The 22,438-nt window shown below is 32.5% G+C and carries 19 protein-coding genes; 11 read left to right on the top strand and 8 right to left on the bottom strand.

Going from position 1 to position 22,438, the window contains the following annotated elements:
• Positions 1-11 precede the first annotated feature (11 nt).
• The 3 genes from obgE to ACFWU4_RS15285 are packed head-to-tail and all read right to left on the bottom strand — an operon-like array spanning position 12 to position 2,371.
• Positions 12-1,010: a GTPase ObgE gene (gene obgE / locus ACFWU4_RS15295; RefSeq protein ID WP_411129446.1), complete on the bottom strand. Its 999-nt coding sequence runs from the start codon at positions 1,008-1,010 to the stop codon at positions 12-14.
• Between the two features lie 30 nt (positions 1,011-1,040).
• On the bottom strand, positions 1,041-1,259 hold the full coding sequence (locus ACFWU4_RS15290) for a PLDc N-terminal domain-containing protein (protein ID WP_411129444.1): 219 nt from the start codon (positions 1,257-1,259) through the stop codon (positions 1,041-1,043).
• The gene (locus tag ACFWU4_RS15285; RefSeq protein WP_411129442.1) at positions 1,259-2,371 is read right to left on the bottom strand and encodes an adenylate kinase; all 1,113 of its coding nucleotides are present in this window, start codon (positions 2,369-2,371) and stop codon (positions 1,259-1,261) included. The genes ACFWU4_RS15290 and ACFWU4_RS15285 overlap by 1 nt, the downstream gene beginning before the upstream one ends.
• A gap of 165 nt (positions 2,372-2,536) precedes the next feature.
• Between ACFWU4_RS15285 and ACFWU4_RS15280 the strand changes: the two genes are divergently transcribed.
• The 7 genes from ACFWU4_RS15280 (at position 2,537) to ACFWU4_RS15250 (ending at position 9,926) form a co-directional block, all read left to right on the top strand.
• Positions 2,537-3,691, top strand: coding sequence for a 5-(carboxyamino)imidazole ribonucleotide synthase (locus tag ACFWU4_RS15280; protein WP_411129440.1), 1,155 nt, complete (start codon positions 2,537-2,539; stop codon positions 3,689-3,691).
• A gap of 3 nt (positions 3,692-3,694) precedes the next feature.
• Positions 3,695-4,174, top strand: coding sequence for a 5-(carboxyamino)imidazole ribonucleotide mutase (gene purE / locus ACFWU4_RS15275; protein WP_411129438.1), 480 nt, complete (start codon positions 3,695-3,697; stop codon positions 4,172-4,174).
• Positions 4,175-4,356: 182 nt separating this feature from the next.
• Positions 4,357-6,390, top strand: coding sequence for a M3 family metallopeptidase (locus ACFWU4_RS15270; protein WP_411129436.1), 2,034 nt, complete (start codon positions 4,357-4,359; stop codon positions 6,388-6,390).
• A 95-nt stretch (positions 6,391-6,485) separates the two neighbouring features.
• Positions 6,486-6,989 (top strand): GbsR/MarR family transcriptional regulator, encoded by a 504-nt coding sequence (locus ACFWU4_RS15265; RefSeq protein ID WP_411129434.1) that lies wholly within the window; start codon positions 6,486-6,488, stop codon positions 6,987-6,989.
• A gap of 380 nt (positions 6,990-7,369) precedes the next feature.
• Entirely contained in the window at positions 7,370-7,804 is a 435-nt protein-coding gene (locus tag ACFWU4_RS15260) for a hypothetical protein (protein WP_411129432.1), read from the top strand.
• Between the two features lie 10 nt (positions 7,805-7,814).
• Positions 7,815-8,705, top strand: a complete 891-nt coding sequence (locus ACFWU4_RS15255; protein ID WP_411129431.1) for an SAM-dependent methyltransferase — start codon at positions 7,815-7,817, stop codon at positions 8,703-8,705.
• A 51-nt stretch (positions 8,706-8,756) separates the two neighbouring features.
• On the top strand, positions 8,757-9,926 hold the full coding sequence (locus ACFWU4_RS15250) for a hypothetical protein (protein ID WP_411129430.1): 1,170 nt from the start codon (positions 8,757-8,759) through the stop codon (positions 9,924-9,926).
• On the opposite strand, the gene ACFWU4_RS15245 is transcribed toward ACFWU4_RS15250, so the two are convergent.
• From ACFWU4_RS15245 to ACFWU4_RS15230, 4 genes are read right to left on the bottom strand one after another with little or no spacing between them, the layout of a single operon-like run.
• The gene (locus ACFWU4_RS15245; RefSeq protein ID WP_411129428.1) at positions 9,923-11,680 is read right to left on the bottom strand and encodes a hypothetical protein; all 1,758 of its coding nucleotides are present in this window, start codon (positions 11,678-11,680) and stop codon (positions 9,923-9,925) included. The genes ACFWU4_RS15250 and ACFWU4_RS15245 overlap by 4 nt on opposite strands.
• A complete protein-coding gene (locus tag ACFWU4_RS15240; protein ID WP_411129427.1) occupies positions 11,673-12,911 on the bottom strand; it encodes a DUF4249 domain-containing protein in 1,239 nt (412 codons plus the stop codon). Before ACFWU4_RS15240 ends, ACFWU4_RS15245 begins: the two co-directional genes overlap by 8 nt.
• A gap of 1 nt (position 12,912) precedes the next feature.
• Positions 12,913-15,687, bottom strand: coding sequence for a carboxypeptidase-like regulatory domain-containing protein (locus ACFWU4_RS15235; RefSeq protein ID WP_411129425.1), 2,775 nt, complete (start codon positions 15,685-15,687; stop codon positions 12,913-12,915).
• Entirely contained in the window at positions 15,684-16,385 is a 702-nt protein-coding gene (locus tag ACFWU4_RS15230) for a hypothetical protein (protein WP_411129424.1), read from the bottom strand. The genes ACFWU4_RS15235 and ACFWU4_RS15230 overlap by 4 nt, the downstream gene beginning before the upstream one ends.
• A 189-nt stretch (positions 16,386-16,574) precedes the next feature.
• On the opposite strand from ACFWU4_RS15230, the gene ACFWU4_RS15225 reads away from it, so the two are divergent.
• Positions 16,575-17,129, top strand: coding sequence for a sigma-70 family RNA polymerase sigma factor (locus ACFWU4_RS15225; protein WP_411129422.1), 555 nt, complete (start codon positions 16,575-16,577; stop codon positions 17,127-17,129).
• A gap of 8 nt (positions 17,130-17,137) precedes the next feature.
• Entirely contained in the window at positions 17,138-17,389 is a 252-nt protein-coding gene (locus ACFWU4_RS15220) for a hypothetical protein (RefSeq protein ID WP_411129420.1), read from the top strand.
• Here ACFWU4_RS15220 and ACFWU4_RS15215 read toward each other — a convergent pair.
• Positions 17,372-18,205, bottom strand: a complete 834-nt coding sequence (locus tag ACFWU4_RS15215) for a hypothetical protein (RefSeq protein WP_411129418.1) — start codon at positions 18,203-18,205, stop codon at positions 17,372-17,374. The two genes, ACFWU4_RS15220 and ACFWU4_RS15215, sit on opposite strands and share 18 nt — an antisense overlap.
• 123 nt (positions 18,206-18,328) lie before the next feature.
• Between ACFWU4_RS15215 and gcvP the strand changes: the two genes are divergently transcribed.
• Positions 18,329-21,178 carry an aminomethyl-transferring glycine dehydrogenase gene (gene gcvP, locus ACFWU4_RS15210; protein ID WP_411129416.1) on the top strand — a complete coding sequence of 950 codons (2,850 nt, stop codon included), beginning with the start codon at positions 18,329-18,331 and terminating at the stop codon, positions 21,176-21,178.
• A 176-nt stretch (positions 21,179-21,354) separates the two neighbouring features.
• Positions 21,355-22,413 (top strand): 3-oxoacyl-ACP synthase III family protein, encoded by a 1,059-nt coding sequence (locus tag ACFWU4_RS15205; protein ID WP_411129415.1) that lies wholly within the window; start codon positions 21,355-21,357, stop codon positions 22,411-22,413.
• Positions 22,414-22,438: the final 25 nt, after the last annotated feature.

The raw sequence follows: 22,438 nt of genomic DNA, 5'->3' as shown, positions 1-22,438 counted from the left end.
AATGATTACTATTAATCATTTAGCATTTTCCATAGCTTATCTTTTAACTCTGTAAGTCCTTGTTGTGCTACAGAGGAAATAAAAAGGTAGTTAGAATCTAAATCCTTATCTAAAATCGTAGACATTTCAGACTTTAATTCATCATCTAACATATCTGACTTTGAAACAACGACAAAACGCTCCTTATCCAACATCTCTGGATTATAACGTCTTAATTCGTCTACCAAAATTTCGTACTGCTCAACGATATCTTTAGCGTCTGCCGGAATTAAAAATAGTAAGATAGAATTACGTTCTATATGTCTTAAAAAGTAATAGCCTAATCCTTTACCTTCTGCCGCACCTTCAATAATACCAGGTATATCGGCCATTACAAACGACTTATAATCGCGATATTCTACGATACCTAAATTTGGTTTTAGTGTCGTAAATTCATAATCTGCAATTTTAGGTTTTGCTGATGTTAATACAGATAGAAGCGTTGATTTTCCTGCATTTGGAAAACCTACCAAACCTACATCTGCTAAAATTTTTAATTCTAAAGTAATATAGCGTTCCTCTAAAGGAATACCAGGCTGTGCATATCTTGGTGTTTGATTAGTTGAACTTTTAAAGTGCCAATTTCCTCGTCCTCCCATACCACCTTCAGCAACAATTCTCTCTTCACCTTCTTCCGTAATCTCAAAAAGAATTTCGTTGGTCTCTGTATCTCTGACTACAGTTCCTAAAGGCACATCTAGGTATTCATCTACACCATCTCCGCCTGTACTTCTACCAGAACTACCATGTTCTCCATGCCCTGCTCTAATATGACGTTTAAATTTTAAGTGAATTAACGTCCAAAGATTAGAATTACCACGAAGAATAACATGACCTCCGCGACCACCATCACCACCATCAGGGCCACCTTTTTGTATATATTTTTCGCGATGTAAATGCGATGAGCCTTTACCGCCGTTACCCGAAGATACATGCATTTTTACGTAATCGACAAAATTTCCTTCAGTCATCTTATGGATTTAATAGTTTTTAGATTGCGATTAATTTATAATTTTAAGACGCTTAGATCGTCCTATTATAAAATATAAAATTGATCCTAAAATTGGTAGAAATAAAACGACCAAAATCCAAATGAGTTTGTCGTTATCTCTAAATTTATTTTTCAATATACTTACTAAAGCGAGAACAGGTAACAACAAAGCAAATAGGATAAAAATCAACCATATTACCAATGCATATCCTGGAGTTACGAAATCCATTACAACTTATCTATAACCGTACTTAAACGAATTGTTATATCATCAATACTACCTACTCCATCTACACCAAAATACTTATTTTGATCAGAATAGTAATCTTTTAAAATTGCAGTTTTCGTGTAGTATTCTTTAATTCGGTTTCTAATTATACTCTCATCTGCATCATCAGACCTTCCACTAGTTTCACCACGCTTTAATAAACGCTCAACTAATACCTCATCGTCTACTTCTAAGGCAACCATAGCATTAATTTGAGAATCCTTACTCGTCATTAGCTCATTTAATGCCTTAGCCTGAGCATTTGTCCTAGGAAAACCATCGAAAATAAATCCATTGGCATCTGCATTTTTCTCAACCTCTTTATTTAACATATCAATCGTTACTTGGTCTGGCACCAATTCGCCCTTATCCATATAGGACTTGGCCAACATACCTAAAGCAGTTTCATTTTTTATGTTATATCTAAAGACATCACCAGTAGAAATATGAACAAGATCATATTTTTCTTTTAAGAAGTTCGCTTGTGTTCCTTTTCCTGCTCCAGGAGGTCCAAATAGGACAATATTTGTCATGTGTTGCGTAGTTTTTAATTGATATACATCTGGTAAATCTCTTCCCAAACCATCATAATCTAACCCATAGCCTACTATGAATTTATTAGGAATCTCCATACCAACATAATGAAGTTTAAAATCTTTACTATAAGCCTCAGGTTTATAAAACAAAGTAGCAATAATCAATTGTTTTACATTCTCATTTTTAAAAATACGATGCACTTCTTCTAGCGTATTGCCTGAATCTATAATATCCTCTAAAATAACAACTGTTCTGCCAGTTAAGTCTTGAGTTAAACCAATTAAGCGCTGAATATCTTCTGTAGATTTAACACCTTCATAAGAAGCTAGTTTAATAAAAGTAACTTCGCACGGCTTAGGATATCTTTTAACAAAATCACTAACCAACATAAAAGAACCATTCAAAATACCAACAAAGACCGGTGTTTCATCGCCTAAATCCTTTGCAATACGCTCTACCATATTTTGCACAGTAGCTTGTATTTCTTGTTCTGAAATAAAAGGTTTAAAGTATAAATCGTGCAGCTTAATTGCCATCTTAATATTTTAGAAATGCAAAGATAATCAAATGATTATCGCTAGACGATTTTTGGTTTATGATTTTGGCACTTTGTATCAGAATTACATTATTTTTGTAAGACAAAAGCAGATAATTTAATCTTAAAAACGCGATTCTCTTTTTTGAGGAAACAACTAAATTCGATGAACTATTTTTCTTCTAATTTTAAACTTGGTATTCTTGGTGGTGGTCAATTAGGCAAAATGATACTTTATGATACACGTAAGTTTGATGTATACACCTGTGTTTTAGACCCTAGTAAAGACGCACCATCTCGTTTAGCATGTGATGAGTTTATGGTAGGTGATTTATTAGACTACGATACAGTCGTTGCCTTTGGAAAAAAAGTAGATGTGCTTACTATTGAAATAGAGAATGTAAATGTAGATGCTCTTGAAAAGCTGGAGGATGAAGGAGTAAAAGTGTTTCCATCCTCAAAAACGTTAAGAACAATTCAGAATAAAGGGACTCAAAAATTATTTTATCGCGATAATGACATTCCCACAGCCGATTTTGTGAGGTTTGCTTATACCTCCGAAATTGATGAAGCTGTAGATAATGGAGGCTTAAGTTATCCTTTTGTTTGGAAAAGTACACGATTTGGATATGATGGAATGGGTGTAAAGGTTGTTAGAGAGGCATCTGATTTACAACACCTACCAAACGTAGAATGCATCACAGAAGACTTGATACCTTTTAAAAATGAGTTGGCTGTTATAGTAGCCAGAAATACAAATGGAGATTTAAAAACCTATCCTGTAGTTGAGATGGAGTTTCATCCTGAAGCTAACCAAGTTGAATATGTCATTTGCCCTGCTAGAATACCCGATAACATTGCACAGAAAGCAGAGTTAGTTGCTTTAAAAACAGCAGAAGCTTTTAAACATGTTGGTTTATTAGCTGTTGAGATGTTTCAGACAGAAAATGATGAAATCATAGTTAATGAAGTTGCACCAAGACCTCATAATTCTGGGCATTATAGCATAGAAGGGAGTTATACTTCGCAATTTGAACAACACCTGAGATGTGTTTTAAACTTACCTTTAGGCAACACTGAAAGTAAAGTAGCAGGAGTTATGGTTAACTTAGTAGGTTCAGAGGGCCATACAGGTAATGTACTTTATAGAAATATTGAAGACATCTTAGCAATGGATGGAGTGACACCACACATTTACGGAAAGAAGCAAACACGACCTTTTAGAAAAATGGGACACGTTACGATAGTGAATGAAGATATAGATATAGCTCGCAAAGTTGCAGAAAAAGTAAAACAGACAATTGAAGTCATTAGTGAATAAATTATGAGTAAAGTAGGTGTAATAATGGGAAGTAAAAGCGATTTGCCAGTAATGCAAGACGCAATAGATGTTTTAAAAGGGTTTGATATTGAAGTAGAAGTTGATATTGTTTCAGCACATCGTACACCAGACAAATTATTTGATTATGGTAAAAATGCACATAAGAGAGGTATAAAAGTTATAGTTGCTGGTGCTGGTGGTGCTGCACATTTACCAGGTATGGTTGCGTCTTTATCTCCACTGCCTGTTATCGGAGTACCTGTTAAATCATCAAACTCTATTGATGGTTGGGATTCTGTTTTGTCAATTTTGCAAATGCCAGGTGGAGTACCGGTTGCTACGGTTGCCTTAAATGGAGCAAAAAATGCTGGTATTTTAGCTGCTCAAATTTTAGGTAGCGGAGACCAATGTGTTCTAGACAAAATAATTGTCTACAAAGAAGGATTGAAAGTTAAAGTTATAGATTCAGCAAAAAACCTTTAAAAAGCCTCAACTTTCGTTAAGGCTTTTTGCTATTAACCAATCCTTTAGAGGTATAATTTTATACTTCAAAATAATGTACAAAGATAGCAAATCATTGTTCTGGAAAAATTTAAACACATCTTAAAAATTAGTTAAAATTCAGATTATCAATATATTACGTAAGAAAAATTATACGATCAAAAATGACAATACTTAATAAATCTTTCAATACACCATACAACACTGCCCCTTTTTCAGAAATAAAAACATCGGACTATTTACCCGCTTTTAAAATAGCTATAGCTAAAGCTAAATCAGAAATTGATTCGATAGTAAACAATAATGAACCTCCAACTTTTGAAAATACTATTGAGGCTCTAGATTTTTCGGGTGAAGAGTTAGATCGTTTATCTAGTGTTTTTTTCAATTTAAACTCAGCTGAAACAAATGATGCTATTCAAAAAATTGCGCAAGAGGTATCTCCTTTACTTTCAGATTTTAGTAATGATGTAACGCTTAATGAAGATTTATTTAAGAGAGTTAAAAGTGTTTATGAGTCTAAAACTAAGTTAGATCTCACAACGGAGCAAGAAACACTTTTAGACAAAAAATATAAAGGTTTTTCTAGAAATGGTGCTAATTTATCGGAAGAGAAAAAGACGCAGCTTAGAGCAATTGATAAAGAATCGAGCCAATTAAAACTTACGTTTGGCGAACATCTTTTAGCCGAAACCAACAAATTTGAAATGCACCTAACAAATGCTTCTGATGTATCGGGTTTGCCAGAAGGAGCTAAAGAAGCAGCTAAACAACTCGCTGAAGCTAAAGGTAAAAATGGATGGTTAATCACATTAGATTATCCAAGTTATATTCCATTTATGACCTATGCTGATAATAGAATGCTACGCGAAAAATTATCTAAAGCGTTCGGAAGTAAAGGATTTAAAAATGATGAGTTAGACAACCAAGATATTGTACTTAAAATTGCTAAACTGCGATTTGAGCGTGCACAGTTATTAGGTTATAAAACACATGCGGATTTTGTTTTGGAAGAACGCATGGCGCAAACTCCTGAAAATGTCATTTCTTTTTTAAATGAATTGTTAGAAAAGGCCAAACCTGCTGCTGAAGAAGAATTTAAAAATTTAGAAGCATTTGCTAAAGATTTAGATGGCATAGACCAACTGCAGAAATGGGATTCTGGTTATTACTCAGAAAAGCTAAAGCAAAAATTATTTAGTTTAGATGATGAGCAATTAAAACCTTATTTTAAGTTAGAGAATGTTATCAATGGTTCATTTACAGTGGCTAATAAATTATTTGGTTTAGAATTTGAAGAAATAGATACAATAGACAAATACCATAAAGATGTACTAACTTATAAAGTTACAGATGCAGCTGGAGAATTGGTTTCTATTTTCTATGCCGACTTTTTCCCAAGAGCTGGTAAACGAAATGGAGCTTGGATGACATCTTATAAACCGCAAATGATAAAAGATGGACATAATCATCGTCCACATGTTTCAATAGTTTGCAACTTTACTAAACCAACAAAAAGTAAACCTTCATTGCTAACTTTTAATGAAGTAACTACTCTATTCCATGAGTTTGGACATGCCTTACACGGTATGCTCGCTAATACAACCTATCCTAGTTTATCTGGTACTAGTGTATTTTGGGATTTTGTAGAATTACCAAGTCAGATTTTAGAAAATTGGTGTTATGAAGAAGAAACCTTAAAACTCTTCGCTAAACATTATGAAACTGGTGAAATTATTCCAATGGAACTCATTGCAAAAATAAAAGCATCGTCAACCTTTCATGAAGGAATGCAAACCTTACGCCAACTAAGTTTTGGATTACTCGATATGTCGTGGCACGCTGGCGAGTCGCCAGAGACGATTAAATCTGTAAAGCAACAAGAAATTAAGGCTTTCGGTAAAACTAGTTTATATCCTGATATTGCTGAAAACTGTATGAGTACCGCATTTGCTCATATTTTTCAGGGCGGTTATTCTTCTGGTTATTACAGTTATAAATGGGCAGAAGTTTTAGATGCTGATGCTTTTGAATACTTTAAAGAAGAAGGGATATTTAATAAAACAGTTGCTGATAAGTTTAAAGCATTTGTATTATCACAAGGTGGTACAGAAAACCCTATGACTTTATATAAAAAATTTAGAGGGCAAGAACCAAAACCTGAAGCTTTGCTACGACGTGCTGGTCTCTTGAAATAAATCAATTAAAGGAGAACCTAAACTTTGTTCTCTTTTAATTTTAAATAAACTTTCAATATTTATTGAAAGTTTAAAATTTATTGTATATTTGCTATATGGAATATCAAGAAGCAAAAGAAAAATTTATTAGTACTTGGGGAAGTTTAGGCTCACTTTGGGGCATTAATAAAGCCATGGCACAAATACAAGCACTTCTTTTTATTTCTACCAAACCATTGTCAATGGAAGACATAATGGGAGAACTTAAAATATCGCGTGGAAACACGAGCATGAATTTAAGGCAGCTTATGGATTGGGGAATTGTAACTAAAGTTCTTATTTCTGGTGAGCGTAAGGAATTCTTTACAACGGAAAAAGATGTACAAGAATTGGCTAGAATCGTTGCTAAAGAGCGAAGTAGAAGAGAAATTAAACCCGTTATTAAAGTATTAGACGAAGTCTCTTCTATTAAAGATGATGGCACGCTAAAAACCAAGGAATTAATTAAACAAACCAAAGCTTTAAAAGATTTAACTGATGACTTAGACACATTAATGAATAAGCTGGTAAATCAAAAACAAAATTGGTTAACGAAAAGTGTATTTAAGCTAATTAAATAGCTTATATATTTTTTAAACTATACTTTCAATATTTTCTGAAAGTTTAAAATATTAAAAATAATGTATCAAATAAATAGTTGGTGTGTATTATTAACTGTCCTACTTCTTATTACTTTTTGGGGAGGAATTATTGCATTACCAGTTTTGGGAATAGTTCAAATAAGCCTTAGTCTTCGTATTGTATATGAGTTTAATAAATTAAATATATTGATTAAGCGCCTATTTCTAACCTATGTAATTATACTAATTGCAACAATCATATTCTTAAACTATCTCAAGAAAAATTACTTTGATGCACTTGAAATTCTATTTCACTGGATTTACATCTCGTTAATTTTAGGATTATTTCATTTATATATCACTTATAAAATTAAACAATCATGAAAACACAAATTCCAAATTGGCTCATCATTCTAGGAGGAATTGGCCAAATTTTCACAGCACTTATTTATCCATATATCAGACACAAAGTTTTTGATTGGTACAATGATGTGAAACAGCTAAAGCCTTTAAATCAGGAAATCGCAAAAACATATGGCAGATATATACAAGGGCTAAATTTTTCGTTCGGACTTATTGCTATTCTAATACCTAACGATATAAAAAATGGGTCAAATTTAGCAATAGCACTAACTGGATTAATTGCCATGTATTGGGTTGGTAAAGTTGCAACTCAAATTGCTTACTACCCAATGTATCAGATACCACAAAAGACCATTTTTAAAATTGGAAGTTATTTTATGAATTTCCTTTTTACACTCTTTGCAGTAGTCTATACTTGGTTACTCATTTCTAATATTAGCATTAATTTCTAAAATCGAAATCATGAAAACACAAACAATAACATTAAACGACTATTCAGAACAAAATAAAATAGAAATGGTAGACTTCTATAATGAGGCTACAGAAGATTATGAATTTTGGAGTAATGATTACAACATGCATTTTGGTTATTTTATTCCTTTAAAAACAAACCCATTCAAAAGAGATTCCATGCTTAATGAAATGAACACCCAGGTCATTAAGCGACTAAACATTGGAACGACAAAAAATAGGTTAATCGACTTAGGTTGTGGCATGGGAGGCACAATGCGACATGCATTAAAGCTATATAAAAATGTGATTGCTTATGGAGTGACTTTATCTGGTTTTCAGGTACAACAAGGCAATGAGTTACTCAAAGGCAAGAATGGTATTATTCTAAAAGAAAACTATAATAATACCTCTTTTCAGTCTAATTCTTTTGACTCTGCAGTGGCTATTGAAAGTTTTTGCCATTCTGGTCATGATGCAAACTCATTAAAAGAAGCACACCGTATTTTAAAACCTGGTGGACGATTAGTTATCGCTGATGCATTTCTAAAAAAAGAAGAAAGCGAACTCTGTAAAGGTGGAAAATATTCTTACAATAAACTCTGTAACCATTGGAGTTTAGAGAAACTTGAAACACATACATTTATTAAGAAAAAGCTAGAAGAACTCGAATTTAATAACATTAAAATTGAAGATGCGTCATTTAGAGTTGCTCCTTCCGTATTACATGTGCCATTTGCAATAACAGGATTTATTCTAAAAAAACTTTTAAGTTTTAAAACACTAAAACGAGAAAGTCTACATAACTTAAAAGGTTCATTCTATGCATTACTAACCGGTCTACATATGAAGAGTTTTGGTTACTATATAATAAGTGCTACAAAATCTGATAAAAAAAATTAATTGATTAACTTGTAGCATACATAGTTAATCATTGTAAATATGCTAAAATCGATGTTTAAACAAATACTTGTATTTACATTATTACTCGTAACAGTATCGTGCTCCGACGATGACAAAATTGTAGAACAAGTCATCACTTGCGATGATGGTATTAGAAATGGAGACGAGAATGGTATTGATTGTGGTGGTATTTGTTTTGCAAATTGTCTTGACGAAAATGCTTTAGAAGGCTTTTTAGTAACACGTCGTATTTTGAGTGCTGATATTGAATATAAATTAACGGGTCCGTACATTGTTAGAGATGGTGCCGAATTAGAAATCGAAGCAGGAACTGTTATAAAAGCGGTGCCAAATAGTGACGCCTATATTGCCGTTGCACAAGGCGGAAAATTATTTGTACTAGGTAACGCCAATGCTCCTGTAGTAATTACTTCAGATAGTGATAACCCACAACCCGGAGATTGGGGCGGAGTAATAATATGTGGACAAGCACCAACTAATAATGGAATAAATGCAAGATCTGATCTTGGAGATATCTTTTATGGCGGCACAAATACTGGTACATCCTCGGGTAATATTCGATATTTAAGATTAGAATATACAGGTGCGCTTTTTAGAAATGAATTTCGATTTAATGCCTTAACATTCTATGGTGTAGGCTCATTTACAGACATTCAAAATATACAAGCCTATGAAAGTTTAGGAAATGGTTTTGAAATTTTTGGTGGCAATATAACAGCTACTAATCTAGTCTCATTAAATGTTAATCAGTTTGGTGTAAAAGCTTCGGGAGGTTGGAATGGTTCTGGAACATCATGGTTTTTATCTAACCAAACAAATGTTGGAATATACATGGGAAATAACGCTTTAGACTTTACTGCAGAACCAATGTCTAATGTTATTATTGAAAATGTTTCGATAATTGATACTTTTTCTAATAGTGGACTTTTTTATACTGATGGTGGAGGAAATTTTGAATTAAATAATATATACATTGCACAGGTAGGATTAGGAATTAATATAGATACTAATTTTGAATCGATAATGGTTGATGATGGTAACTTAGTTATAAATAATATTGAATTTGATAATCCCACACCAAACTTTATGGAAACAAATTACACAGGATCTGCTTCATTCTATTCACAAGGAATTACAAATGGTTCTGGTAATAGAAATACTTTACCATTTTGGGCCGAAGGTTGGACGATTGGTTTTTAATTGACTTTAAAATATTTTTTTATTGATACTGGTATTCCATTGGTAGACATTCCTTCCAACTTTACTTCATAAGTACCACTAACATCAGAGGTATAAAAAATAATTTCTTTTCGAGTTTCTTTAGACATTTCTAAATTAGGAATCCACAATAATTGCTGTCTATAATCTGGTAATCTTGAGTCCTTATTTTTTTCAGTGTATTGCTGTTTGTAATAGTTCTTTTTTATCTCGGGTTTTAAGACTTCTACTTTTTGTAAACCACTATTTTCAATGAATAAATTACTATCTAATTCATCTTTAGAACTTATAATAATAGCCCCTTGAAAAACCTCTAGATCAATCACAAATTGATCTCTATACACCTTTATTTCAGAGATTGCAGTAGCATCATAATCCATAATTAAACTATGATTATCAATCATAATACCATCTAATATTACAAGTGGTTTAATCCCAGATTTTGTGTCAAATTCATAGCCTTGAACTTCAAAAACTTCTCCGTCTTCATCATCTTTTCTTATTGATGTAGTCTTTATAAACTCTTTGACGGTTTCCTTTATAGTCTTAAATCTAGTATAGTCATCTAAATTATAGGCTACAAACTCACGGTTTTTAAAAAAGTTCTTTGAAGAAGACAAAAACAGTGAATCAGATCTAAATTCAAAATAGGCACTTTCAATTTGATTATATACGCTTTGATCTATTATATTTTGCTTCCATTCTGGTTGTAAGTTTAAGACTTCAAATTCAAATTCAGATATATTAAGATTTGTTTTAGGTATAAGTTCAATCTTGTAATCATCCGTATTTGCATTTAATACTTGCATGTATACTTCTTTAGAATAATAATAGCCATCGATATAAAAATAAAAGAAGCCCTTCGAATTTACTTCAGCGATTCTAAGTATTTTATTTTCTTCACCTATCGATATGGCAACTTTGAGTTGTTTTACTGAAGCGTTATCATTAGAGGTGATTTTACCCTTAAACAATTCTCCTCTTAACTCTGGTAGTTTTGCATCCGAATTTAAAATAGTCAGTTCTGTTGTCGACACCTGCATAGCATTAAAATAATCAACAGACTTGATGCGATCTGGTGATGGAATACCTGTTTTTCTTTTAACACTAACTGAATACGTACCAGACAGATCCTTAATTGATTGAGAAAAAGATCTGAGTTGCATAATCACTTTTTCTCTTTTCTTAAAATCTTGATTATTAAATTTTAAATCTATAACTGAATTATTGTTCTCATTTATTAATGCCGTGATTGAATCATTACTAACTTCCGTTTTTTGAGTACTAGGAATGCTCCGACTTTTAATATTAGCTTGATACGGATTTATAATACTAATATCTGCGACACCCAAAAGACTTCGGTCAGCATTACGCATCCAATTTGTATAGGCGATTAATTTATAATTTCCGGATTGTACATCTACAGGCAAAAAATAATCGGAATATCCTCTCCCCTTTTCAAGTTTTATTTTATGTTTAAAAACACGCGTTCCATTTTTACCTACAAGCTCTACATAAGCCATCTGACTTAATTGACTGAAGTTTTTAGCAGTCGTATCAAAACAATATAAAGAATAGTATAAATACTCACCCGTAAAGATAAGTGATGCATTAATATCGATATAAATAGATTCATTTGGAGCTAAATCATCAGCATCGACTTTTTGCCCAATAGCTGAATTACAGACCAATAAGGCTATTAAAAACAGGCAATATTTAATCAATCTACTATTCAATCCAAAAATCTGGTATTATGTTACTTCCTAAAGTTGTACAATCTCCACACTCTGGTAAAACCATAATATATTCTCCTTCTCCAGGTTGTGGATTTGTATTAAAATCATAAAACCTCATCTTATTTTCTCTAATTATATTGACCAAATTACGAGTTCCAATAGTACCAGATGAGGATGGTTTTTGAAATAGGCATTGAATAATATGCGGAGGTAAGTCTTCACCAGGAAAAAAATCATCCCAACTGAAGAACAATCGTTCTTCTGCAACTGTCGAAACTTCAAAAAAGCCAGCTACATTTTCATTAGGATTAGTTACCGACGTCACATTACCTGCTAAAAAGCCTGGCTGATCCTCAGAAAAAACTGTTGTAGAAGATTGCGTTAGACCTTTTAAAATATCATAATAAGCAAAGGTCTCTGGTGACTGTACATATTGTCTTACTAAAATACTATAGCGATAAGTGAGTATATAATCATCCCTATTTATAAATCTAACACTGTAATTTTGAAGTCTATCTTCTGCGAGTGCAAGTGTACTAAATACATTTATGGCTGTAGATTTGTTTGTACCATAACAGGTACGTTCTTCTTGCTCCCTAAGAATAACTGGTATCGAATATTCATTTAGACCTTCAATTTCAAAAACAGCATCGAAGGGACTCCATAAAGGTGCAATAATTTTAAAGGTCTCAATAAAATCGTGTCTGTAATACTTTGAAGATCCTGTTGGGTCAAAACTATTAATATCAATTGAAATACCTTCCTCACCATCATCATTTATTATTCTGTTTGCAGCCATATCATCAATACTTGTGCTAGCTACAGGAAGTTCCATAGGTCTTGATGCATACTCCCTTCCAGACTCGGTCATAATATGAAGTGTATATGCCTTATCCAATTGAGCTGCAAACGCTTGTATCGACTTATAGACACCAGGCTCCGTTTCTTCAAAACCAAAATCAAAACCATCATCAGTTCTAATACTAACTGTTGCGCCAGTTTCTAAAGGTGGTTCTTCATCTTCAAATCTATATGATCTGGTTAGATAAATTTCTTGTCGTTTTAGTTCATTCGTTACAATAGCGTTTATAACTAAAACATCTTCAAAACTGTCTACCGCACCTTCATAAGGCTCTATGCAAGATTGATTGCATATTAAAATACCAAAAATCATAACTATACCGAATAGGTAGTTATTAATTGATATAAATACGTTATTAATCCTTTTCATTTTAAAAACTAATATTATATGTTATTGAAGGTACAGGTATATTAAAGATTGAACTTTGCAACGCTTTTATGTCACCATCTTCGTTTACAAAAAATACCGAATATGGATTGTTTCTACCTAAAGCATTATAAACCGATAAACTCCAGTAACTATGTGCCAACTTATTTTTCTTATGATTACCTTCAAAATTAAAGCCTAGATCGAGTCTGTAATAATCTGGTATTCTAAATTGATTTCTATCACTATATTGAACAAACTCACCGCCATTAAATTGGAAATTTCCAGTTGGAAAGGTAACTGGTCGACCTGTTTGATATAAAAAATTACTCGATATACTTATACGTTGCGATAACTTATAATTAAGAACCAAACTAACATCATGAGGCTTATCGTAATTAGATGGGAAAAACTGACCATCGTTAACACGTTCTTCTAAAAACTGACTATCTAATTTAAAAAATGATCTAGAATAAGTATATCCAAGCCATCCTGTTAAATCGCCAAGATTCTTTTTTAATAAAAGCTCTACACCATATGCTCTACCAGAGCCTTGTAAAACTTCAGTCTCAACAGCTTCGTTTAATTGAATATCAGCACCTGTTTTAAAATCTAAGGTATTTTTTTGCCATTTATAAAATCCCTCTAAACTGAGTTCGTAGGCGTTGATATTAAGGTTCTTGTATAAACCCAAAGATACTTGAGTTGCTTGTTGTGGCTCAATAAAATTATCTGACAACTTCCATATATCTATAGGAGAAACAGTCGTATTATTAGATAAGGTATGGATATATTGAAACGTATTGTTTGCACTCGCTTTTATAGATAAATCCTCAGACAGCAAATATCTTGCTGCTAATCTAAATTCTGGTCCACCATAAGTTTTAATAATTTCATTCTTAGCATACCTTACAGTATCAATTACAGTACTTTCAGAGCGCGGAGTTCCTTCTGCATATACTCTTTTTTCTGCTTCCCCTAATGCTGCAAAAAAGGAAAACCGTAATCCAAAATCTAAAAGTAATTTATCATTAACTTTATACACGTCTGAAATAAATACGCCACCCTCTACTCCTTGTTCCTTAGAAAGATTTACAGGTGTTATTTGGTTATTTTGGCCTTGTGGTTCAATCCTCCCTGGAAATATTCCGTAGAGTTTTCCAGACAAACCATAAGAAATAGCATGAGCTTTATTTAAGGCATAATCTAATTTTAATTTTAATGCAGTCTCATCTATTTGAAAACTTTGTACAAAGTCATCATTGATGGTATTCTCATAATCAATATTGAACTTATACTGACTATTACTTAAAATCAGGGTGGCATCATTTTTATCATTAAATTGATGTTGCCATTTTAATGAAACTAATCTATTGCTATATCCAAATAATGAATCTGAAGTAATACTAAAATTATCTTTGCTATAATAACCCAGTGCTTGTACTTCATTTTTATCATTTATTTTATGATTGTATTTTACAACGAAATCATAAAATGAGGCCTGGCTATTTTCTAAATCCGCCTCATTAAGTGCATTTAACACCCAATCAGAATAGGTGCCTCTGGCACCTATTAACAGACCAGATTTTTCTTTTATTATTGGTGTTTCGACAACAACATTTGCAGTGACAGGACCAACTGAAATATCGGCCCCAAATTTATTTTTATCAGCATCTTTTGTCTCAATATCAAAAACAGAAGATATACGTCCTCCAAATTCAGCAGGGATGTTTCCCTTATAAATATTTACGTTGCTGACTACCAAAGGATTTAATGCCTGAAAAATACCAAAGAAGTGTGATGGGTTATAAATAACTCCGTCTTCTAATAGTATCAAATTCTGATCGGTTTTACCACCTCTCACATTGAAACCCGTAGCACCTTCACCAGCCGTGGTAATACCTGGTTGTAATGTAGCTACCTTAAGTACGTCGCGTTCTCCTAAAACTAGAGGAATATTTTTCGAATCTTCAGTACTTATTTGGGTCCTTCCTACATTAGTGTCTTCAACATTTTTAACTCCTTGAGATTGTAAAACAACCTCGCTCAATGCTTCAAATTGACTTCTTAAATTAAGATTAAATGTACCATCTTCATAAATAATAATACGTGTTTGTCTTTTCTCGGTGCCAAGTCCACTTGTTTCTAAAAGATTAACACCAGCAGGTAAATAAATCTCATACGAACCATTAGATGCTGTGACCGTTCCTAAATTTTTAGATTTTACTACTAAAGCCAAATTAGAAATAGGTTTACCTGTATCTACATCTGTAATCACTCCAGACAATTTGTAACGGCTTTTAGTAAATCCTTTGCGCTCTTTGCCTATTCTTACCGTTTTAGTTTTCTGAACTGATTGTTCATTCCTATTTATAAAAATTGGCGCAGTTTCGGCAACTGTGTCCTGAACTACTTTACTATCGGAAATTGTTTGGTCTGCACCAAAATAATTTCCTGGTAGCTCATCATAAATAATACTGTTTTGAGTTAGAATAATCTGATTACTCGGTAAAATATAATAGTTGAGCAATGTATTATTAAAGAGGTCTATTAAAATTTCATCTATAGGCTGATTGCTATATGATTTTGTAATATTGATTTCATTCAACCAAGTTTCTGAAAAGAAGAATTTATATTTTGAAGCAGATTCAATCTCATTTAATACAACTTTTAAAGGAAGATTATTAAAATCAAAAGAGAACTTTTCAGTTTTATCTTGAGATATAGCCATTGAAGAGATTAGCACTATAAATGAAAATAAAATTAGTTTCAACCTCATGATTTAGTATTCACTGATTTTTTATTCTTGGCAATTGCTGTAAAAACTTTTATTAAATACTCCTCATAACTACTCTTATTGATAGCCTCATCATCTAAAAGAATCGAATTTATTATCTCCTTATAACTCGAAAACTGTTTTGATAATTTTTTAGGGTTCTTAATGGGCACATAAGTTTCATCGACTTTAACATAATATTGATTATCATCTGTAAACTCCTGGTACTGAATTTTTTCGTTTGTTCTATTTCTAATACGCTTTTGATATTTTTTTAGAACCTGTAACTCATTTATATTTATCAAACGTTCAAAAAAGCCTGCTATAGATTTACCTTTCTCAATCTCAATATTTAAATTCACAAAATGATGATCCAAAAGACTAAATTCAACAATACGTTTCTTATCAATTAAAACAGTAGGATCGTTCGGTGCAAAAGAATGTTTTAAAATTAATTGATCTTCATAAATATTATACTTCAATAAAATCTTATCAAAAGGCTTATTATCATATATAACTTTTCCTACGCTAAAATTAAAATCCTTAAAAAACTTATGTCTGTCATTAATCATTTTGTGTTTCTCAACATATACAAAACCATTAAATAAACCAGAGTTTTGCTGACCAATAATTGAGTCACTCCAATTATAAATTGGCATATCCATAGAATTTTTTTGAGCTAAACTGACTTCATTTAGCATACAAAAACAAAAAGTGATTAATAAAATATGATACGTCTTGATAGTCTTTTAGAGAATAAAATGATTGATAAAGTTAAAGATAGTAAAAAAAGCAATTATGTCTAACAGAACAGTTTGTATGCAATATTTCTCTGCTCATTATAATCTCAAATTTTTATCCTATTTTTGATTCAGCAATGAAAAAAGAAAATGGCTAACCATACAATAGATCCAAACAACTGGATAAAACAATATTCTGATTATCTCTTTAACTACACTATAACACGTGTTAGTGACAGAGAAACCGCTCAAGATTTAGTGTCCGAAACTTTTTTAGCTGGTTTAAAGTCGATGGCGAACTTTAAAGGTGAAGCTAGCGAACGTACATGGCTCATATCAATTCTGAAACGAAAAATTATAGATCACTATCGTAAAATTAATTCTAAAAAAGGGAAAGCTGAAGTTAGAATGAGTTACAACAGTGATGCAGAATCTGAAGGAGATTGGTTAGAAGAACGTGTTGCAGATCCTTTTGATAAAACAGCAGAAGATACATTAGAGAATTCTGAATTAGGTGATGCCATACACGACTGTCTTGGAAAATTACCTCAAAAGCAGGCTAATGTTTTTAAAATGAAAACAATATTAGGTTACGATACAGAAACAATTTGTAATGATTTAGATATTACAGCGTCTAACCTTTGGGTAATTATCCATAGAGCGCGAACAGCCTTAGCGGATTGTATGCAAAAAAATTGGTTTTAAATTATATTATGAGTAACATAAAATTAAGTTGTCAAGAAGCGAATCACGTTTGTGACAAGACACAATATAAAGAAGCAAGCTTTTGGGAAAAAGTAAAGCTCAACTTACATTTATTATATTGTAATGCTTGCAGAAAATACACAGCTCGCAATACAAAGTTAACGAAGCTTATAAGGTCTGAAAAAATTGAAGCATTAGATAATTCTGCTAAAGAAAAATTACAATCCGCTTTTGAGAAAGAGCTAGCGAAACATCAATAAAATTAATAACCAAATTAAAGGCAGACCTTCCACCCAAAAAGCACTATAATATTTAGATTGATTTTTGTTTGAAAAAACAACAAACAAAAGTGTTATTGACATTATTAGTAATGTTGAGACAATAGTGTCACTACTTAACTCATCTTTAAAATATTCTAAAAAGAAGAATACCATAAGCAACAGAACTCCAATAAGTTTAGTCTTTTTTATACCTATTTTTTGAGGAATTGTAGCCAACTTTAAACTATCATAGTTTAAATCTCGTATCTCAAAAGGTAACATTAAAACTATAATGAAGATAAAACGCTGAACACTTACAATTATAACATCAGCATTTAAAATAAGCTCATTATCTACTATTGGCAAAAAGACTGTAGTAAAACTCCAAACAACGGCGATGACATAAATTTTCAGTCCGCTTATTTGCCTTAAATTTTTTTGGTTATCTCTAAAATAATGCATCGGTAATAGCGGAATAGCATATAAAAATGTGATAACACCAAAAATGGATAAATAAAAGAGCGATCTCAACTCTAACCTCAACGCATAATAACACATAGCAATGAACGCTATAAATGAAAATACCTGAATCGCTTTTAACCAAAACGCTAAACTCCTATGATGAAATTTAGCTACACCAAAGTATTTGACAAAATTATAACCAGTGATTGTTGCAAAAAATACAAAATAGAGTACATTCTTATCATAGTCAAGATCAAACTGAAGTAGTGTTACCCATGTTAATGCAAATACGGCAAATGCAACATGAATACTGCTATCTAGATAAAAATTAACTATACGTTTTAACACCTCCATAATACAAAAATAGGTAATGTGTTAATAAACCAGTCTTTCGGTTAAAAACTTTAGTTTTCATTAACTAAATAAAAAGGGTAAATCCGTATTTTTGCATATCAAAAAAAAATAGCGTTTTAAAGAATGGATACAACCTCTTTTGCACTTAGACATATTGGCCCAAATTCAGGTGAACAAAAAGCCATGTTAAACACCATTGGTGTTACAAGTATTGAACAATTAGTTTCTGAAACAATACCTGCAGGTATACGTCTAAAATCTGATTTAGACCTTGATGAAGCAATGAGCGAACAAGAATACTTAAGTCATATTTATAAATTATCACAACTTAACAAAGTTTATAAATCTTATATAGGTTTAGGTTACAATCCTTCTAACTTACCCGCTGTAATACAACGTAATATTTTAGAAAATCCAGGCTGGTATACAGCTTACACGCCTTATCAAGCTGAGATTGCCCAAGGGCGTTTAGAAGCACTTTTAAATTTTCAGACCATGGTCATTGACCTTTCAGGAATGGAAATTGCCAATGCATCGCTTTTAGATGAAAGTACTGCCGCAGCTGAGGCCATGAGTTTACTATTTGCTGTGAGAGATCGCAGTCAAAAGAAAGCAGGTATAAATAAGTTTTTTGTTTCTGATTTAGTATTACCACAGACAATTTCATTACTAGAAACAAGGGCTACGCCAATCGGTATTGAACTTGTTATTGGTAATGAAGCAGAATTTAACTTAAGTGAAGATTTCTTTGGAGCTTTATTACAATATCCAGGTAAAAATGGTCAAATTACCGATATTAAATCTTTTATAGCCAAGGCAAACGCCGCAAATATAAAAGTTGCAGTCGCAGCAGATATTTTAAGTTTAATCAAACTAGAAGCTCCAGGTAAATTTGGTGCTGATGTTGTTGTTGGTACAACTCAACGATTTGGTATTCCGATGGGCTATGGTGGACCACATGCAGCATATTTTGCAACTAAAGAAGCTTATAAAAGAGATATTCCTGGTCGTATTATAGGAGTTACAAAAGATTCTAATGGAAACAGAGCTCTACGAATGGCTTTGCAAACCAGAGAACAGCACATAAAACGAGATAGAGCAACATCTAACATATGTACAGCCCAAGTATTATTAGCCGTAATGGCAGGTATGTATGCAGTTTATCATGGACCACAAGGTTTAAAGTTTATTGCAGATAAAGTTAAGAACTCTACATCTACCCTTTCAAAAGCATTAGAAAAATTAGGCTTAGAACAAGCAAATTCTCATTATTTTGACACAATTCAAATCAAGGCAGACCCTGTTAAAGTAAAATATGAGGCTGAAAAGAAAGAAGTTAACTTTTACTATCCAGACAACAATACAGTTACTATTGCAATTAACGAAACAACAACTATTTCAGACCTAAATGAAATTGTTTCAATTTTTGAAACCGTAACAGGAAATAAAACAGATAAGATAACTTCAATTTCTGAGTCAGATACAATTCCTAAGGAATTGCAACGTAAATCTCAATTTTTGACTTTTGAGGTTTTTAACGCTTACCATTCTGAGACTGAATTAATGCGTTATATAAAACGATTAGAACGCAAAGATTTAGCACTAAATCATTCTATGATTTCTTTAGGCTCTTGCACAATGAAATTAAATGCAGCATCAGAAATGCTACCATTAAGTTGGAGCAATTGGGGTAATATGCATCCATTTGCTCCATCAGATCAAGCAGCTGGTTATAAATTAATGCTAAATTCTTTAGAGAACCAACTTACAGAAATCACTGGTTTTGCAGCAACATCTCTGCAACCAAACTCTGGTGCACAAGGAGAGTTTGCAGGTTTAATGGTCATACGAGCATATCACGAGTCTCGTGGTGATCATCATAGAAAAATATGCTTAATCCCTTCTTCAGCGCACGGAACAAATCCTGCAAGTGCTGTTATGGCAGGTATGAAAGTTGTTGTAACAAAAGCATCTGAAGATGGAAATATCGATGTCGATGATTTAAGAGAAAAAGCAGAATTACATAAAGACAATCTATCGGCTTTAATGGTTACATATCCATCAACACATGGTGTTTACGAATCTGCCATTAAAGAAATTACTCAAATTATACATGATAATGGTGGTCAAGTTTATATGGATGGTGCTAATATGAATGCCCAAGTTGGTTTAACCAATCCAGGTAATATAGGCGCAGATGTTTGTCACCTCAACTTACATAAGACCTTCGCTATACCTCATGGAGGTGGTGGCCCAGGTGTAGGACCGATTTGTGTTGCAGAACAATTGGTTCCTTTTTTACCAGGTAATCCAATAATAAAAACTGGTGGACACCAAGCCATTTCGGCAATTTCAGCTGCACCTTTTGGCTCATCCTTAGCTTGTATAATTTCTTATGGCTATATAAAAATGTTAGGTGCAAAAGGACTTAAAAAAGCGACTGAAGTAGCAATATTAAATGCCAACTATATCAAAGAACGATTAGAAGGTTTTTATCCTACACTATATACAGGAGAAAATGGACGTGCTGCTCACGAAATGATAATAGACTGTCGAGATTTTAAAGCCAATGGCATAGAAGTTACCGATATTGCAAAACGTCTTATGGATTATGGTTTCCATGCACCAACAGTATCTTTTCCAGTTGCAGGAACCATGATGATTGAGCCAACAGAAAGTGAAAGTAAAACTGAAATGGATCGTTTTTGTGATGCTATGATCTCTATTAGAAAAGAAGTTGATGAAACTTCCAAAGATGATGAGAATAATGTTTTAAAAAATGCTCCACATACATTAGCTATGTTAACTTCTGACGAATGGTTATTACCTTATTCTAGACAAGCTGCTGCTTTTCCTTTAGAGTATGTGATGGACAATAAATTTTGGCCAACAGTTAGACGTGTAGATGATGCTTACGGTGACAGAAATTTAATCTGTAGTTGTGCTCCAATTGAGGAATATATGGACGCTTAATAAGGCTTAACGATAATTTAAAAAAGTACTCGAAACGAGTACTTTTTTTATATTTTCTATACAAAACATAGTGATTCTTGCGAATTCACTAAAAATGAAAGCTTCAAAAAATAAAATCAATAAAAACTCTTTATTATTCAGTAGTTTCGCAATACTGATTTAGCGAAAAAATAACTATGGGAATTAGAATTACAGGGACAGGAAGTTATATACCAAGTATTATCGAAAAAAATGAAGATTTTTATAATCACGAATTTTTGAATGCTGATGGTTCCACTATTAATAGTTCTAACGAAGTTATAGTAGAAAAGTTTGAAGCTATCACTGGTATACAAGAACGACGCTATCTTAAGGACAATTTACTAAATTCTGACTTGGCGTTTTTTGCTTCTAAAAAAGCAATTGCCGACGCAAATATTGATAAAGAAACTATTGATTATATCATAGTAGCTCATAATTATGGTGATGTTAAACACAATAACGAGCAAAGCGATACCGTACCAAGCATAGCATCTCGAGTTAAACATCTGCTGAAGATTGAAAACCCGAAGTGTGTTGGGTATGATTTGCTTTTTGGCTGTCCTGGTTGGATAGAAGGTGTTATACAAGCCAAGGCATTTATAGCATCTGGTATTGCCAAAAGATGTCTAGTTATCGGCACAGAAACCTTATCGCGTGTTATTGATAAGCACGATAGAGATTCTATGATATATAGTGATGGTGCTGGCGCTGTTATTGTTGAAGAAACAAATGACGATAGTGGCATTATTGCTCATGAGACAGCAACATATGCTTTAGATGAAGCTCACTTTATTTTCTTTGGTGAAACTAACCATCCTGAGGTTACTGATAAACGTAGATATATTAAGATGTTTGGTCGTAAGATCTATGAATTCGCAATTACTAATGTGCCAAAAGCGCTCAAATCTTGTTTAGATAAAAGTGGTATTTCTATTAAAGATGTCAAAAAAATACTGATTCATCAGGCTAATGAAAAAATGGATGAAGCAATTGTTAAGCGTTTTTATAAATTACACGATATGCAAATGCCAGAAGGCATCATGCCAATGACCATAACTACATTAGGAAATTCTAGTGTGGCTACAGTACCAACTTTGTATGACATGATTCTAAAAGGAGAATTAGACACGCAAGAAATTAATAAAGGTGATATTATTATTTTTGCAAGTGTTGGTGCAGGTATGAATATAAATGCCATTGTTTATAAACATTAATTAGTAAAGTTTTTATCTAAATTTA

It is taken from the genome of Winogradskyella sp. PE311 (assembly GCF_046545555.1).
Classification (GTDB): Bacteria; Bacteroidota; Bacteroidia; order Flavobacteriales; family Flavobacteriaceae; genus Winogradskyella.
The sequence above is the reverse complement of the archived record's forward strand: the minus strand, read 5'-3'. Positions and strand labels throughout refer to the sequence as shown.